This window comes from Cohnella algarum (assembly GCF_016937515.1).
Lineage (GTDB): Bacteria > Bacillota > Bacilli > Paenibacillales > Paenibacillaceae > Cohnella > Cohnella algarum.
Genome location: NZ_JAFHKM010000002.1, coordinates 2,420,877 through 2,436,187 on the forward strand (window position 1 = coordinate 2,420,877; position 15,311 = coordinate 2,436,187).

At 46.2% G+C, this 15,311-nt stretch carries 17 protein-coding genes and 1 pseudogene; 14 read left to right on the plus strand and 4 right to left on the minus strand.

What is annotated here, in order from left to right; genetic code table 11:
- The first annotated feature begins 226 nt into the window (after positions 1-226).
- From JW799_RS10960 to JW799_RS10975, 4 genes are all read left to right on the plus strand, one after another.
- Positions 227-1,354 carry an IS110 family RNA-guided transposase gene (locus JW799_RS10960; RefSeq protein ID WP_240353231.1) on the plus strand — a complete coding sequence of 376 codons (1,128 nt, stop codon included), beginning with the start codon at positions 227-229 and terminating at the stop codon, positions 1,352-1,354.
- Between the two features lie 307 nt (positions 1,355-1,661).
- Positions 1,662-2,699 carry a transposase gene (locus JW799_RS10965; protein ID WP_205429775.1) on the plus strand — a complete coding sequence of 346 codons (1,038 nt, stop codon included), beginning with the start codon at positions 1,662-1,664 and terminating at the stop codon, positions 2,697-2,699.
- On the plus strand, positions 2,596-3,147 hold the full coding sequence (locus tag JW799_RS30065; protein WP_420830613.1) for an IS66 family transposase: 552 nt from the start codon (positions 2,596-2,598) through the stop codon (positions 3,145-3,147). Before JW799_RS10965 ends, JW799_RS30065 begins: the two co-directional genes overlap by 104 nt.
- 297 nt (positions 3,148-3,444) lie before the next feature.
- Entirely contained in the window at positions 3,445-3,870 is a 426-nt protein-coding gene (locus tag JW799_RS10975) for a cupredoxin domain-containing protein (protein WP_205429779.1), read from the plus strand.
- Positions 3,871-4,699: 829 nt separating this feature from the next.
- On the opposite strand, the gene JW799_RS10980 is transcribed toward JW799_RS10975, so the two are convergent.
- From JW799_RS10980 to JW799_RS10990, 3 genes and pseudogenes are all read right to left on the minus strand, one after another.
- Complete coding sequence (locus JW799_RS10980; protein ID WP_205429781.1) at positions 4,700-4,813, minus strand: sporulation protein YjcZ; 114 nt, start codon at positions 4,811-4,813, stop codon at positions 4,700-4,702.
- A 117-nt stretch (positions 4,814-4,930) separates the two neighbouring features.
- Positions 4,931-5,821 (minus strand): stage II sporulation protein P, encoded by an 891-nt coding sequence (gene spoIIP / locus JW799_RS10985; RefSeq protein ID WP_205429784.1) that lies wholly within the window; start codon positions 5,819-5,821, stop codon positions 4,931-4,933.
- A 183-nt stretch (positions 5,822-6,004) separates the two neighbouring features.
- Positions 6,005-7,198 (minus strand): annotated as a pseudogene (locus JW799_RS10990) (transposase).
- 295 nt (positions 7,199-7,493) lie between these two features.
- Here JW799_RS10990 and JW799_RS10995 point away from each other — a divergent pair.
- The 10 genes from JW799_RS10995 (at position 7,494) to lgt (ending at position 15,048) form a co-directional block, all read left to right on the plus strand.
- Positions 7,494-8,063 carry an SH3 domain-containing protein gene (locus JW799_RS10995; RefSeq protein ID WP_205429795.1) on the plus strand — a complete coding sequence of 190 codons (570 nt, stop codon included), beginning with the start codon at positions 7,494-7,496 and terminating at the stop codon, positions 8,061-8,063.
- A 201-nt stretch (positions 8,064-8,264) separates the two neighbouring features.
- Entirely contained in the window at positions 8,265-8,837 is a 573-nt protein-coding gene (locus JW799_RS11000) for an antiterminator Q family protein (RefSeq protein WP_205429796.1), read from the plus strand.
- Positions 8,822-9,397: a hypothetical protein gene (locus tag JW799_RS11005; RefSeq protein WP_205429798.1), complete on the plus strand. Its 576-nt coding sequence runs from the start codon at positions 8,822-8,824 to the stop codon at positions 9,395-9,397. Before JW799_RS11000 ends, JW799_RS11005 begins: the two co-directional genes overlap by 16 nt.
- A 136-nt stretch (positions 9,398-9,533) precedes the next feature.
- Positions 9,534-11,399, plus strand: a complete 1,866-nt coding sequence (locus JW799_RS11010; protein ID WP_205429800.1) for an LTA synthase family protein — start codon at positions 9,534-9,536, stop codon at positions 11,397-11,399.
- Positions 11,400-11,419: 20 nt separating this feature from the next.
- Complete coding sequence (locus JW799_RS11015) at positions 11,420-12,109, plus strand: class I SAM-dependent methyltransferase (RefSeq protein ID WP_240353232.1); 690 nt, start codon at positions 11,420-11,422, stop codon at positions 12,107-12,109.
- Positions 12,110-12,165: 56 nt separating this feature from the next.
- On the plus strand, positions 12,166-12,588 hold the full coding sequence (locus JW799_RS11020; RefSeq protein WP_205429802.1) for a BlaI/MecI/CopY family transcriptional regulator: 423 nt from the start codon (positions 12,166-12,168) through the stop codon (positions 12,586-12,588).
- Positions 12,585-13,433, plus strand: a complete 849-nt coding sequence (locus JW799_RS11025) for a M56 family metallopeptidase (RefSeq protein WP_205429803.1) — start codon at positions 12,585-12,587, stop codon at positions 13,431-13,433. Before JW799_RS11020 ends, JW799_RS11025 begins: the two co-directional genes overlap by 4 nt.
- Before the next feature lie 65 nt (positions 13,434-13,498).
- Positions 13,499-13,894 carry a rhodanese-like domain-containing protein gene (locus JW799_RS11030; protein WP_205429805.1) on the plus strand — a complete coding sequence of 132 codons (396 nt, stop codon included), beginning with the start codon at positions 13,499-13,501 and terminating at the stop codon, positions 13,892-13,894.
- Between the two features lie 66 nt (positions 13,895-13,960).
- The gene (locus tag JW799_RS11035; RefSeq protein WP_205429806.1) at positions 13,961-14,143 is read left to right on the plus strand and encodes a DUF2933 domain-containing protein; all 183 of its coding nucleotides are present in this window, start codon (positions 13,961-13,963) and stop codon (positions 14,141-14,143) included.
- Positions 14,144-14,259: 116 nt separating this feature from the next.
- A complete protein-coding gene (lgt, locus tag JW799_RS11040) occupies positions 14,260-15,048 on the plus strand; it encodes a prolipoprotein diacylglyceryl transferase (protein ID WP_205429807.1) in 789 nt (262 codons plus the stop codon).
- Between the two features lie 7 nt (positions 15,049-15,055).
- Here the strand turns inward: lgt and JW799_RS11045 are convergent, their stop codons facing one another.
- Positions 15,056-15,223 (minus strand): hypothetical protein, encoded by a 168-nt coding sequence (locus tag JW799_RS11045; protein WP_205429808.1) that lies wholly within the window; start codon positions 15,221-15,223, stop codon positions 15,056-15,058.
- Between the last annotated feature and the right edge of the window lie 88 nt (positions 15,224-15,311).

A 15,311-nucleotide genomic window follows, 5' to 3' on the forward strand; every position in this document is an offset into this window, starting at 1 on the left:
GGCTATGATGAAAATTTCATCGTAGTCTTTTTTCTTTTCGTGCTATACTTCACAATGAAATTGAACCGGCCAGTTCGCGGGTTTTTGCGGTGGTTCGACCCCGTAAATAAAACTGTTCGGACAACCTTGAAGCACAGGCTATCGGACTGCGAGTCCGGATAAAAAATTTTCGTTTTTTTCAGGTTGTCTTTCCGGTTCACGATTTCATGTCGGGGAGCGAGTTGCTATGCTGGAAGCCATACTTGAAAGATGTGCAGGGCTCGACGTACATCAGGAAACCGTCGTCGCTTGCATTCTCACAGGACCACTCGACCGCACACCACAGAGTGAGATCCGTACATTCGGAACCATGACAGACGAACTTATGGAACTGGGTCAATGGCTTGCCGATGAAGGTTGCACCCATGTCGCCATGGAAAGCACCGGCGTGTACTGGAAATCAGTTTGGAACGTTTTGGAGGCGTTCGACTACGACTTGATTCTCGCCAATGCCCATCACATCAAGAATCTTCCCGGACGCAAAACCGACATGAAGGACGCAGAGTGGATTGCCAAATTGCTCAGATGCGGACTTATCGAAGGAAGCTTTGTTCCCTCCGAAGACATTCGGGATCTTCGAGATCTAACCCGTTACCGCAAAAAGCTGGTGCAAGACGCCACTGCGGAGAAATATCGCATCCACAAATTACTGCAAGATGCGAACATTATGCTTACTACCCACATGTCCGATATTTTCGGCAAATCCGGACGATTGCTGCTTCAGAAGATCGTTCACGGCGAGGTCGTCACGATGGAGTTTCTGGAAAGTCACATGAAAGGAGCCCTAAAACACAAATCTCCTAAACTGCTCCAATCTTTGAACGGCCCCCTCCGTAAACACCACCGGGATATGATCCGATTTTCCTGGGATCACCTCACGTACCTGGAAAAGCAGATTGGGCTCGTAGAGCAAGATATTCGCCGTCGTATTGCAGACAAGCAAGAAGCGATTGACTTACTGACGACTATTCCTGGAGTGAACGAGCAAGCGGCATCTGTCATTCTTGCGGAGATCGGCACCGACATGACGCACTTCAAAGACGATCACCATCTTGCGGCTTGGGCAGGTGTCACTCCGGGCAATCACCAAAGCGCGGGTAAAAAAACGAATTCGAGCCCGATCCGGAAACAACCACTTAAAAACCGTGCTTTGCGAATGTGCCTGGGCGGCTTCCATGACGCGCAACACCAGACTTTCCACGCGCTACTGGAACTGGGTGAAGCGACTTGGAAAGAAAAAGGCGCTTGTCGCTTTAGGACATACCATGCTAAGAATCGTCTACCACATTTTGCTGAACAAAACGCCTTACGTTGAGCTTGGAGCTGACTATTTGGAGTGATTCCGACAGGATCGGGAAAAACGCCGCGAAGCTGATATGATTCGCCAATTGGAATCCAAAGGGTTTGTTATAACGCGCTGTATATCATGAACCTTGGTTTCATCACTCCTTGATCAAGGTCTGCCGAAGGGTAGTCCTAGGTTGTCGTGTTTTCATTTGCGTTCTTCATTACTGCGAGCAGCGAGATTTTCATAAAAAAAACTACGACTGACCAATTAACTAACAAGGATTTCCAACTCCTCTGTCGAAGTAGTAATTAGCTACTTTGACGGAGGTTTTCTCATGCCCTTACCCAAGAATCGGGTCATTCCTGAAAAAAAGATTTACTTTCGTCCAGAAATGCAGCATTGCTCTCACTGCGGAGCCAAACTCAAACGGCATCATACCGCTTGGAAAAAGAATATCATCACGCTCTCCGGTGTGATCCAAGCTTGGAGCATGGCTTACGTTTGCAGTAATATGGATTGCTCGTACCCCAGAACATATTACAAATCTGCAGAAGCCGAACTTCTGTGCATGAAACATACTTCGTACGGCTTTGACGTGCTGGCGCTCGTCGGTCAGCTTCGGTTTAAGCAACATATGACCATCGGCGAAATTACGGAAGAGCTGAATCGACGCGGAGTAGCCACGTCGGAACGCAATTCTCAGAGATTGTATGAGCGTTATCTCACCTTGCTTCGCGCAAGCGTGACGGATCACGTAAAACAAACATTACAGCAAGTCGTTTCGGACCATGGTGGCATCATGATTTCCATGGATGGAGTGCAGCCCGAGAAAGGCAATGAGACGCTCTACGTCATACGAGAAGTGTTCAGCGGTACCATCTTGGCTGCCCAAAGCCTAAAGAGTGGTTCCGCTGAAGAACTTAAAAAGCTGATCCTACCCGTTATCAAGTTGGACTTTCCCATCATAGGGATTATCACGGATGGCCAACAATCCATTCGAATGGCCATGGAATCCCTGTTGCCGAACGTACCGTACCAATATTGTCAGTACCACTATCTAAAGGATATTGCAAAGCCGGTAGTCGAATTAGACCGCAAACTCAAGACAGGAATTAAGAAAAGTCTTCGCGGTATTCGCGAAATCGAGAAGCGAATCGAGCATGACACATCAGTTGAAGCTGAGGTGGCCAAGGATTACGTAGCGGCCATTCGCTCCGTACTTCTTGAAGATGGTAATCCACCGCTCGATCTACCGGGGATAAGAGTGTATGAAAACGCAAAAGCCATTCAGGCTTCCCTCGAACGATGCCTGGATAAAAAAGGGGCCCTCGCTACTCCGGAATCTAATCAGAATTTTCAGCAAATTGAATGACTTCGAAGAACAGTATGCTGCGGTGAAGCGATGGGCGCTTCCGGTTCAGCACGTTGCCGAGATCTTGATTCCAGACATAGACAAGCGCAGTGAGACAGTTCAATTTCATATGCAGCAATTGCTGAATTGGGTTGAGCAGACATACACCAACGAAGATGACAAGTTAATGGTAGCTAATCTCATGAGCTACACACGAGGGTTCTGGAAAGGGTTATTTACGTGTTACGACTACCCGCATGTCCCCCGAACAAATAACGATCATGAGCGCTTTTTTCGACGAACAAAGACCAGGCATCGGCGGATGACCGGACTGAGAAGTTGGAACGAGTATATTCTCCGGAATGGTGAGATGGTCGTGTTTGTGGATGATGCACTTCGCCAAAATGATCTTGTGAGTAGACTACAGGCTGTCAGCTACCTTGCATTTCGAGATGAACGTCTTCGCTGATCTTCTCGATTGAGTGAAGCTACCAAACGCAGACGCTTTAGAACGAATCCCGAACAGTACCTACAAAGAGCCGAAAAAATGTACTGTATGTTAATTGGTCAGTCGTAGAAAAAAACGTTCACTTAATTGTCAACGATCTGCCATACATTCGTTTGATTTTGTGTGTTTTATAAACTACATATTGTAGTAATCAAATTTGAAAAAGAAGGGAGGGGAAAAAGTCATTGTGTTCTCGAAAGCCGGGTAGCTGATCGTCAAAGTTTGAGTAATTCATTCATAAACTTGGGAGGTATGGATATGAAAAAAAGGAAAGTTCATCTAACGCTTACAGTTCTGATTTTCGTTGCAATTGTAACCGCAGCATGCGGAAATTCGAGCAATATGGGCAACATGGATATGGGAAGTTCAACAAGCTCCAGTCCGGATTCGTCTTCAAGCGATGCATCCGGCAACCAGGTTAGCGTGGTTGCCTCGAACTGGAAGTGGGAATTGTCCAATACAACATTCAAAGTTGGAGAACAGGTAACCTTTACGATTCAAGGAGAAGAAGGCAATCATGGTTTTTTTATTGAAGGTACCGATATCGACCAGCAAATCGCCGCCGGAAATACGGAAACGGTAACGTGGACACCTGACAAAGCTGGAGAATATACGATTAGATGCAGTGTAATGTGCGGAGCCGGACATAATGACATGGTTGAAACACTCACGGTGATGGAATAATACAGGCGTCCTGCCGGCGGCAACGGCAGGCGCTAATCTCTAGCATCCCTTCAGCTTTAGTGTGTAAACTGCAACTTTCAAGAATAATTTCATGTTTAAGACTTCGTTCATATCGGAAACGATTTTATCGTATTTGGGAGTGGCAGCCGCTTACTTTGACGAATGGTGGCATGCGGATGAGAGGGTGAAGACCTTTTTCACACTGCCCCATGCCGCCATCCTTTACGCTAGTATATTTCTTAACGGATTGTTTGTGATCACCTATGTAATCATGCAATGAGTGAAAATCGGCCGTTTTGCCCCCGCGCGCATACCCGGCAATAACGGTTTGTCGTTAGCCGGGACCGGCTCACTGTTTCAGTTATGCGCAGGCTTTTTCGATATTATTTACCTTGAACTGGTCGGTTTTGACGTGAGTATTTGGAGCCCACCGCACTTGCTCGCGATATACGGAGGAGTTTTATCGGCCAAGCTGTCGGTCGAATTTTCGTTCCCTATTGCCTTCTTTGCCGCTGGTGTGATGACGGATCTTTGGATTCGGCCCGACCAGCACCCATTGTATGTCGTTTAGGAATTCGCGATAATCGTGATCGCATGCCGTAAATTGGCCAGATGGTTATTAGGTATAGGACGGGTGCCTCACAATTAATGAGGCCTTTTTTATTGAAGTCACCTCAAATGTTAAATCCCATCAACGGCATGATCGTCTCTAATCATTTGGAGTCCGAAGCTGAAGGTCGGCCACATTTGCCTTAACATCCCGAAGAAGCCTCCCCTCCGAACCCCGTACCCGGCTGTCCCCCATCAAGATCGGCCGTTTGCGGTGCAATTAAATGAATGCAGCGCCTGCCAGAATGATGATCAGCAGAATGAACAAAACCAGGGCAAAAGCTGCCCCGCCGCCATAGCCGCCATAGCCGCCATAGCCAACACCAACCCCCATCGTATATCATCCTTCATCTTTTGGGATTTGTGATGGTCTCATCACTCTGCCATGTTATGATGGGGGTGAACGTATGGATTGTACATTTGTCCTCAAGGTGCATATATCAGATAACCCTTAACTATATTCGCCCATGTTTGCAGCTAACAGAACAGGTTGCGCATCCCGATTCCACAGCTCTCTTATGGCTTCCGCCAAGATGTCAAGGGTACGATAGCTTTCTTCCAGGGTATTTTCGACTCCCCCTATTTCAATCAACGCGCTATTTCCGGACAGAGATTGATTGTATTCTCCATTTCCGGTTGACTTGTCTTTCAGATAGATTCCTTTGGACAAGTTAGGGACACGTGCATTTAAAAGATTTTGCAGCTTCTCTGCAAATTTTAAATTTTTCTTCCATTCCGGATGATTGGTGCCGACAACGAAATAGACCTGTGCATAGTCAGTTCTATTAAAAGTAACGGTGGTTTTCTCTCGAACGCTTGCGTCTCTATGAATGTCAAATAGATAACGAAGTTCTTTATGTTGGTTTAATTCGTTTGTGATGACTGCTTTTGAATACATATAGGAATTTGCATAATCAAAGTCATTGATTAGATTTGGGTAATCTTTGCGAGAATGAACGACTTCAATTCCATCTTGACTCAGTTTCTTTTTTAAATATGAACCCAGCAATGTAACGTTGATCTCGGAATCAAACGCTTGCTCCGCCTTTTTCGAGCTGTCGAGCTCCGGCAGCCAGGATTCGCGGTTATGCGTGTGATAAATGAGGATGGACGGCTGCCGGGATGCTGCGGAAACTGTATTTGTATTGGAAACTGAAAGTTTGGAATTTGGCTTCGGTTCAGGAGGGACATCAGAATTCGTTTCTTCCAGCGAAATGATTGAAACTTGGATAGACGCAGCTGCCGCCGGATTTGAACGGGTGAATTGGAAATACGTAAGCGTAACCAAAAAGGATACGACAAAGCTTGCAACAACAATTTTTTCATAATGGCGGGATTTCATAGATTCGCCTCCTTTTGTTTATATATCTATTAGATTTCGTTCTTTTATATGAGCGTTTTGCATAATTCCGTTTCTGAGAAGAAGCGATAGCATTTTCACTGTCGATAAGGGGTGATTTCCGAAAATGGTATTATATGGATGAGGAAAAGGACAGACTTGCAGAATTTTAGAACAGCTCGTTTTTTAAGCGGCAGCCCGTTTCGAATGATGAGAAACGGCGAGCGCAGATGCAAGCAGAACAATGGCATTCAAATACTGGTGAGTTGTGACTTTCTGAATGCCCCGGACATGTGCGGCGTCTGCCGTCAAATAGGTTTTCAATCGGGAGTTGCAGCGTTCTACGCTGGTTCGTTCATTGTAAAGTTCCTTCCAACGCTTTGTATCCCGATGAGGGATGCTGTATCGCCGGAGATCATCCTTCGCATTTACTTTGACGACCATTCCATAGTTTGAAGACGAGCAGGCAGCCATGCCAAGCGGACAGTCGACTTTACCCGTGGCATGCGGGCAGCGAAATTTAAGCATATCGCCGTCAGCTCCTCAGTATGTCATCGCATAACCCATGGAACAGCACGGTGTTCCGTTCGAGGTCATGCCAGCAGGCGGTTCCTTCTCCCCCCGAAGATTAAGGGGAATGATGGCTTGTGCCTTGACGTTGCGGGCGGCCTCATAAACTTTCATTTGGTCGTAGCCCGCATCGAGTATGAAAAATCGTGTGCTCGTCCTGGACGCTGTTTTCTCGATCAGGCCCGGCGCCATTTCTCCATCATTGACATGCGCCGGCGTTACTTCCAAGGCGATCGGCAATTCACTTTTCGTATCGACCGCCAGATGAATTTTGTAACCAAACCATGTGATTTTATTGCCCAAGGAATCAAATTTTGCGCCCCAGTTCGCATTACCCGTTTGCTCGCTTTTGCGTTTGGGCTGCTTTTTCTCGTAAGCGCGGAGAGCGGCGCTGTCTATGGCGACGTTACTGCCTTCTATGATACCTTCCTGCTGACAGCGTGTGACCAAATCCTCAAAAAGCCGCTTTGCCAGGCCCTTTTTCGTCAATTCCGCGAAAATTCGGCTTAATGTGGACACGGAGGGAGCTTCCCGATCCAGCGGAAGTCCACACTGATAACGAAACCGAAGATCCGTATTCAAACGATGATGCAATCCCGTAAAGGTAGCGATTCCTTCAAGCGGCGCAGCCAAGAGTGCTCGTAGAATACCTTGTCTGCAGTATCCGTCAGCGCCTCGGGGTGAACGGCTTCTCAGTTCCTTGGCATACGGTCTCAGATCGAGAGAGCTGAAGAAGATCGGCAATCGCTCCTTAGGTAGTATTTTTAAAAGTTCTTCGAAGGAAAACAGACATTCTTGGAGAATATACAAAGTGACTTCCTCCCTTGGTTGTTTTCGGGTTTGGTCACTTGAAAACTTCTCCAAGTTGGGGTGAAGTCCCTTTTTTATGTCCGAAAATCCTTACGGCTCAAGGCCTCAGATTACTGCAAAACGCTCATATGTGTTAAAGAAGCTGAGCCATTGCGATGGCTCTTTTTTTTCATATCCCCATTTCGCAATTGGAACAAATTGCATCCGGTTCAAATTTGAGAGTGTGCTAGGGTATAGTTATCCGGAAATCTTCAGATTTATTCGGGGAAAATACGAGAAACATCGGAGGTTGTGCATGAAGAAAAAGGTGATTCTATTTGCAGCATTGTTGTTGTCAGTTCCAGCAGTGGGATCCGTTTCCGCCGCCAGCAACTATGAAACAGAAGTGGAGTGGGGCGTTAACTTTAGAACTGCCCCCAGCACAAGCAGCAAAGTCATCCGAATGCTTCCTAAAGGGGAAGATGTTCATGTAATCGAAAAAGTGAACAGCTATTGGTTGAAAATCGAGACGAAAGACGGCAAAACAGGCTATATTTCCGCCGATCCCAAGTATACAAACTACTCCGGCAGCCCGGACCCGAGTTCTTCCGCTCCGACAAGTGAGCCTAAACCGAAAATCATTAATTCGCCGAGCTCCTCAAAAGCGGACGCCATCATCGCAACAGCCAAGTCATTGATCGGCAAAGCCGAATATGACTACGGAACACGCGATCGCAATCGTTTAATCTTTGACTGTTCCTCTTTTACAGAATATGTTTTTGAGAAAAACGGAATTGAATTAAAATGGGGAACCAAATACCAAAAAGATGCGGGAACCTACGTCAGCAAATCGAAATTGCAAAAAGGGTGCACATCTCCAATCTGAACAGCGGATACTGGGCGGATCGTTATGTGACCGCACGCAGAGTGATCGAATAACAATCATGAAAAAAGCTGTGACCCGAGAGATGGACACTTTAATGAAAGTGCCCTCTCTCGGGTTCTTTGCATTTATACTTTTTGATTTTTAAAAATGAACCAAACAGCAGGATGCAGGTAATATAGAGGTGAAAGGAGGCAGTCACGCGTGACGGAAAACGAGCTCGTCAACCAGGCGGCCCATGGATCTGATGAGGCCTTCAATACGCTTGTCAAACCTTATCTCAAACAAGCGCACCAAACTGCCTATTTGCTTCTGCACGATTACAATCTGGCTGAGGATGCGGTACAGGAAGCATTGATTCAACTCCACCGTTCTCTTCCGAAATTCAACCCGGAAAAAGCCTCCTTCAAAACCTGGTTTAACCGGATTGTCATCCATATGAGCATGAAGCAATCAAGAAAACGTTGGTTCAACTTGGAATTTAAAGAAGCCATTCCGCAAATTTTGCGCAATCCTCCGGAGGAAAAATATGTTCTTAGCGAAGATCATGCCTTTATTTATCAATGCGTACGCAAATTGAAGCGCAAGTATTTATCGGTCATTGTTCTGCACTACTTTCAAGAGCTGTCCGTGAAAGAGGTGGCCGAAACCTTGAATATCCATGAAGGCACCGTCAAATCGAGACTCAACAAAGCCAGGAGCCTCTTGAGGACAATGATGGCTGCAAGCGGCGAAAGCGAAATCGGGAAAGGCGGGCACATATGGAATCAAAATTGAAAGAAGCGTTGCACGAAGCGGCGAATCAACATGATTTTCCTGACCATGTTGATATTCAATCCATTTTGAGACAGAAGGGGAGAAAAACGATGAAACTGAAGTCCTGGATGCTTGTTCCGGCAGCTGCCGTTCTTGCGCTTGTCGTTTATGCTGTGGCCCAAACCGGAATCGGCATCGAACCCGTTGCAATGCCGTCACCTGTCCCAACAACTTCTGCAGATCCAACCACGGCCCCCACCGTCCCCCAGACGAATCCTGATCAACCCATTTCACCTGTATCGCCCGACACTTCCTCTGCTTCCTGGCTGGACACGTTCCAATGGGGAGGCGCATCCTATGTCAAAGATTTCGGGAGTGCTCTCCGAGACGACCAAATTGGCGAGAAAGTCGGAGAAGTAAAATTCAAAGTGATCGGAAGCGGGAAAGATCCGAACTATATTTTGCAGGATGGGGACTCCACGATGCTCGATATCGGGACTGAGATTTTCCAGGTAAAGGGTAGCGACGATCTCGCGGTGAAAACCAGCGAAGGTTGGGTGTTGTATACGAAGTTAAAGTAACTCGCCGCAATACGCCGGCTCCTTGCTCGGGGCCGGCGTATTTCATTCCAGTTAAAAAGAATCAACTTTACTACTACATAGGAGTGAGTTAAAATTCGATATAATATTGCAGCTGAATCTTGCAGGAGTGATCAAGATGTGGTTTCCCTCACAAATGGGGCGGATCGCTGCGAAGCCTTTTATGCTCTTCTCGGCTCTCATGCTCATCAAGATCTATCTTGTTCGTTACTTCATCTGGGGAACCACTGAACTTTGGGCGGCGCTGCTGGCGGGACTGCCGTCGGTGTGGGTGTTTTTTTGCCTGGCGGAATGGCTCTTTGCCAAGCGGAAATTTTATGCTTACCTGGTTCTGGACTTTCTCATTTCGGCGGTATACATTGCGGTCACGATATTTTATAAATACTTTGGGGTCATACCGACCTATCAAGTGTTGAAGCAAATCGGTCAGGTATCGGAAGTCAAGGGCAGCGTGTTTTCTCTCATGCACGCTTCTTTCCTTTTTCTTTTTGCCGATATCGGTTTGTTTATCCTGTTTTTAAGTTCGAGCAGGGCGTTTCGAAAGTGGATCGAAAATGGCAAGGCCATTGCGAGAATCAGAGGAAATGGCGTTGTTTTATCCCTGTCCATCGTCCTTTCTCTTTTTAGCATGTGGTTAAACAAAGATATCGTCAATGAACTGAGGCAAGCCGAGGTCATGGATATTCTGAATTACGAAGTATTCGCTGCGGTGGCGAGCGCAAAAGAGGTACAGGGAGATCCAACAGAGGTTACACAAAAGACCATTGATGAATTGAAACATTTAGAAACCGGCGAAACGTCAACTCCTCTTCATTGGGCCCAAGCCAAAGGCAAAAATGTCATCATCATTCAGATGGAGGCGTTTCAAAATTTTCTTATTGATCTGAAGCTGGACGGAAAAGAAGTGACACCTAATATCAACAGGCTGGCAAAGGCTTCTTATTATTTTCCACGCTTCTATCAACAGGTCGGGCAGGGCAACACTTCGGATTCGGAGTTTGTGGTCAATACTTCGTTATATGTTCCCAAGCACGACGCCGCCACGATGGTTTACTCCAACAAGCAACTGCCGAGCATGCCGAAGATTTTCGGGGCAAATGGATATCAGACTGCGACCTTCCATACCAATGACGTACAGTTTTGGAATCGGAACAATTTGTATAAAGCGCTCGGCTGGCAGAAGTACTACGACGATGATTTTTTCGGAAATGACGACATTGTGATGTTTGGTGCATCCGACGAGATCCTTTATCAAAAAACAGCGCCGGAACTCTTGAAAATGCAGCAAAGCGGCAAGCCTTTTTATGTGCAAATTCTGTCCATGTCCGGTCATCATCCGTTTAATTTGCCCAAGCGAAAAAATAATATGAAGCTGCCGCAGCGGTTTGAAAACACCCTTGTTGGAGATTATATCCGGGCTCAGAATTATGCTGACAAGGCCCTGGGCCAGTTTATCGATGAGTTGAAGAGAAATGGGGTTTGGGACAACAGCGTTGTGGTTGTTTATGGGGACCATCTCGGACTGCCGAAATACACGCTGAATGCACGGGAAAAAGGCTTGATGAAAGAGATTTATGGCCGCGAATATGACGTTCAGGATATGTTGAATATCCCGTTGATCATTTCCGCACCCGGCGCAACGCCTGAACGGTTTCCGCAACTTGGCGGCCAAATCGATCTGTTTCCGACAATCGCGAATTTGCTGGGAATTTCGATCCAGGGTCAAATCCATTTCGGTCAAGATCTGCTGAATAACGACACCAACGTTTTGCCCGAGCGGTATTACTTGCCCTCCGGCTCACTGATCACGGACAACGGCATCTTTGTGCCGGGCAACGGCTATGAAGATGGTGAATCTTATTCATTTGCAAGCGGAAAAACAACAAAACCGGCGGCAACCAGGCAACAGTTTGACGAAGCACTGCGATTGCTCAGGTTGCCGGACAGCTATGTGCGAAATCTGCCGGATCGAAAAGAAAATTAACAAAACGGAGGCCGAGCGGTTTGGAATCGAGCGAAAAGAAAATTGTACCTGCCCTGCGTTATCACGTATTGACGAGGCTCTATGATCCTATAATGGAATGGACCATGTGCGAAAAGACATTTAAAACCCTCTTGCTGCAGCAAGCCAACATTGAGAACGGACATCAGGTGCTTGATTTGGGTTGTGGCACTGGCACCCTGACGCTGATGATGAAAAAGCTCCATCCGGGAGCCGAAGTGCACGCTCTTGATGCGGATCCAAAAGCTTTGAAAATTGCTGGTGACAAAATGAAAAGCGAAGGAGCTGTTGTCCATTTCATACAGGGGTATTCTTATAAATTGCCATACCCGGAGAATACGTTTGATCGTATCGTATCAAGTTTGATGTTTCACCATCTTACCCGTGAAGATAAAAGCAAAACATTACAGGAGATGCATCGGGTTTTACGACCGGGTGGGGAGATTCATATCGCGGATTGGGGGAAAGCACAGAATGTGCTGATGCGCATAGCATTTTATTCCATTCAGCTGCTTGACGGTTTTTCCACAACAAGCGATCACGTTAAAGGAGTTTTTCCGGAATTGATTCATAAAGCCGGATTTTCAAGCGCGAAGGAACAAAAGCGAATCGCGACGATTTACGGTACTTTGTCCTTATACAGCGCCAAAAAAGATATTTTGACGAGCTTAAGCTTGACGCCCGTTAGGTGATAACTCTACAATTTGTAAAAGTAATTTTGATAAAATGCAATGGGAGGAGGTCTACCTTGAAAATTCAGAGAATGAAACTGCATGAAGAGGGGTTGAATCGATTTTTTGGGCCCCTTGAATCGCAAATCATGGCCATCGCATGGGAGAAAGAGAAAGTAACCATTAAGGAAGTGCAGGAGCTTCTTTCCGAGGAGCTGTCTTATACGGCGGTCATGACGGTATTAAATCGATTGTCTGAGAAAGGACATTTGAAGAAGATCACAACAGGCAAAGGCCGAAATCGAATCAGTCATTACCATACGGTGCAAAGCAAAGAAGAATTTATAGCCGAGCAAACCAAAGCCGTAACCTACGGTTTGGTTGAGGAGTACGGTCAACTCGTCGTGAATCATTTGGTTGATGCTTTCAAGGATGCGGATCCCGAATTAATGAAATTGCTGGAAGCCAGACTCAACGAATGGAAGAAGGAACAACTATGAAGCCGTTAAAACATCATGTGGTCTTTTTATCGATGATCGCAATTAGCGGCTTCATTTGGTTGCAAATGGCCGTTTACCTTGGCCATGAATTATTCGGTTATAATCCCGATTGGGGATTTATCCAATACTGCCTTTCCCTTTTGAAAGAGCGAACGGTTTGGCACGAAATCGTCTTTATCGGGTTGAATGTTCTTATTGGATACAGCTATGGAATGGTTTTGTTGGAGATTGCCAGACAGTGGGTTCACGCGAAGCGTTGGTATCGGTATGTAATGATCCACCGTAACGAGCGAATGACGGAGAAGGTGAACAGGTGCTACCCGCATTTTCGGAACAAAATTATTGTCATCAATCAGGATAGTGCGGTTGCGTTGACATACGGTTTTCTCAGGCCCATGATTGTGGTTTCGAGCAAAACGGTAGAGCAATTCAGCGAAGGCGAGCTGGCGGCGATCCTCTGGCATGAGTGGTGTCATTGCAGGCATTATGATCCCTTGCGATTACTGCTCGTTAAAATGATGAAGAACAGTTTGCCGTTCATTCCGATCCTGAATCGTCCTGCTTCTTATATCCATGTTGTGATGGAATTGCAAGCCGACCGATACAGCATCAAGCGGATGAATTCGCCATTTTATTTGGCAAATGTATTGTTGAAATGGTCCCGGATGCCAAACTCCGCGCAGATCGGCATCGGTTTCGCTGACAATGCCATCAATTACAGACTGATGCAATTGATGGAGCCTGGACAAAAAATACAGTTTCCGATATGGGGAACTTCTCCATTCTTATCTTCTGCGCTTATGGTCGTATTTATCACCGGCATCGTAACGAGCGGCTGTTCTTGAGCCGCTTGCTTATGATATAGTAAACTACAATATGTAGTATTAAAAAGAAGGGAGTACCGGAATGCATGATCAAAAAATACGGGATATGGGCAGTACTGGTGCTTGTGAATGTCATCATCCTTGCCGCTGTTATCGGGAGAAACGAAGAAAAACCAACTCTCCAATTTGTGGATACAGCGGGATTAATGCAAATGATCGAATCGAATGAAAATTTGATGATTATTGACGTAAGGGAACCGGAACTCTTTGCTGCCGGACGGGTTCCGGGATCGGTGAACATTCCGTTTGAACAAGCGAAGCAGGATTTCAAAAAGCTTCCAACCGACAAAAAGATCGTTTTTGTATGTCATACGGGTAGAATGGGGACGGAGGTAGGCAACTTGTTGCTGGAAAACGGATATAAGCAAGTGTACAATCTAAACGGCGGCATGGCACAATGGACCGGAGAACTGGAAACTTGATTCGCATGAATTTTTTGAAACCAATTATACTACATTTCGTAGTAAAAATACGAGGTGGTGGTAAAGATGGAGTGGACCTGGTTGGTTGCGTTAATTTGCCCAATCATGATGCTGTTTATGATGAAAGGAATGCATGGGAAACATCAAGAACATCATAAACCAGACAATCATGCAGAGGAGTCGCTGCAACAGCAGGTGAATGACCTGAATCAGAAAGTCAGCGAACCCCAAAAAGCCAACCAATCGTAAAATCAACAAAGAGGAGGTTTACCCTTAGCGGGCAATCTCCTCGATTTTTTCATGTGGATTTTGAAAATGTTTTTTGGCGAAATCATGTTCGTTACAGAAGGGGAGTGTTTGGGAGAATGAAGGTTATCTTATTCACAATTGGCGATTTTTCGGTCCGATCATATGGAGTTGTGGTCGCATTGGCGATCTTGCTGGCGATGGGGGTAGCTTACTATTTAACCCGGGGCACTCACTATCAAAAACACATACCCAATATGATCGTTTATGTCGTTCTTGGTGCCATTATAACGGCAAGAATCTGGCATGTATTCTTTTTTCAATGGGATTATTATCGGAATCATCTTATGGAGATTCCTGCTATATGGAATGGCGGTATTGCGATACAAGGAGCGATTGTCGGCGGATTTATCGCGGCTGCAATCTATATGAGAATGAACCGTCTTACCTTCTGGCCGTTTGCCGACCTTGTAGCTCCTGCAATCATTTTAGGACAAGCTGTGGGCCGAATCGCGTGTTTTCTCAATGGCGACGCCTTTGGTTCGCCGACCGGTTCAGGTTTCGGAATCGTATATCCGCCAGGTACGATCGCTTATGACGTCTATGGTTCCCAACCTTTATGGCCGGCCGAGGTATGGGAAGGTCAGTGGGATTTGATTGTTTTCGCCATACTCATCAGTTTGCGGAATACGAAATGGCCAGCAGGATTCATGTTTCTTTTGTACAGCATTCTCTACGCGATCGGACGATTCTTTCTTGAATTTCTGCGGGGGGATTCTCCCAGATACGCTCTCGACTGGACTGCGGGTCAGTGGACCAGTATCATTGTCATACTGGCGAGCATCGGTTTGATGATCTATTTGCTGCTTAAGGAAAAAAGCCCCGCAGCGGAGATGCATACGGGGTAATAAGGAATTACTTGTTCGTTGAGTTTTCGCCCATATCCATGTTGCTGTGGTCCATGGTTCCCATTCCGGAATCGGCAGGACTAGGGGGATTATCATTTCCGTTGCCGCAACCTGCTGCAGTCACTAAAACCAGACCCAAAACAAGTGAAACGACAAGACGCTTGGATACTTTCACGTTTCTTCCACCTCCAATATTCATTCTGTAATTTAAACTACGGTATGTAGTATACTATAACCAATTTACGAATCTCTACTCTCAAATA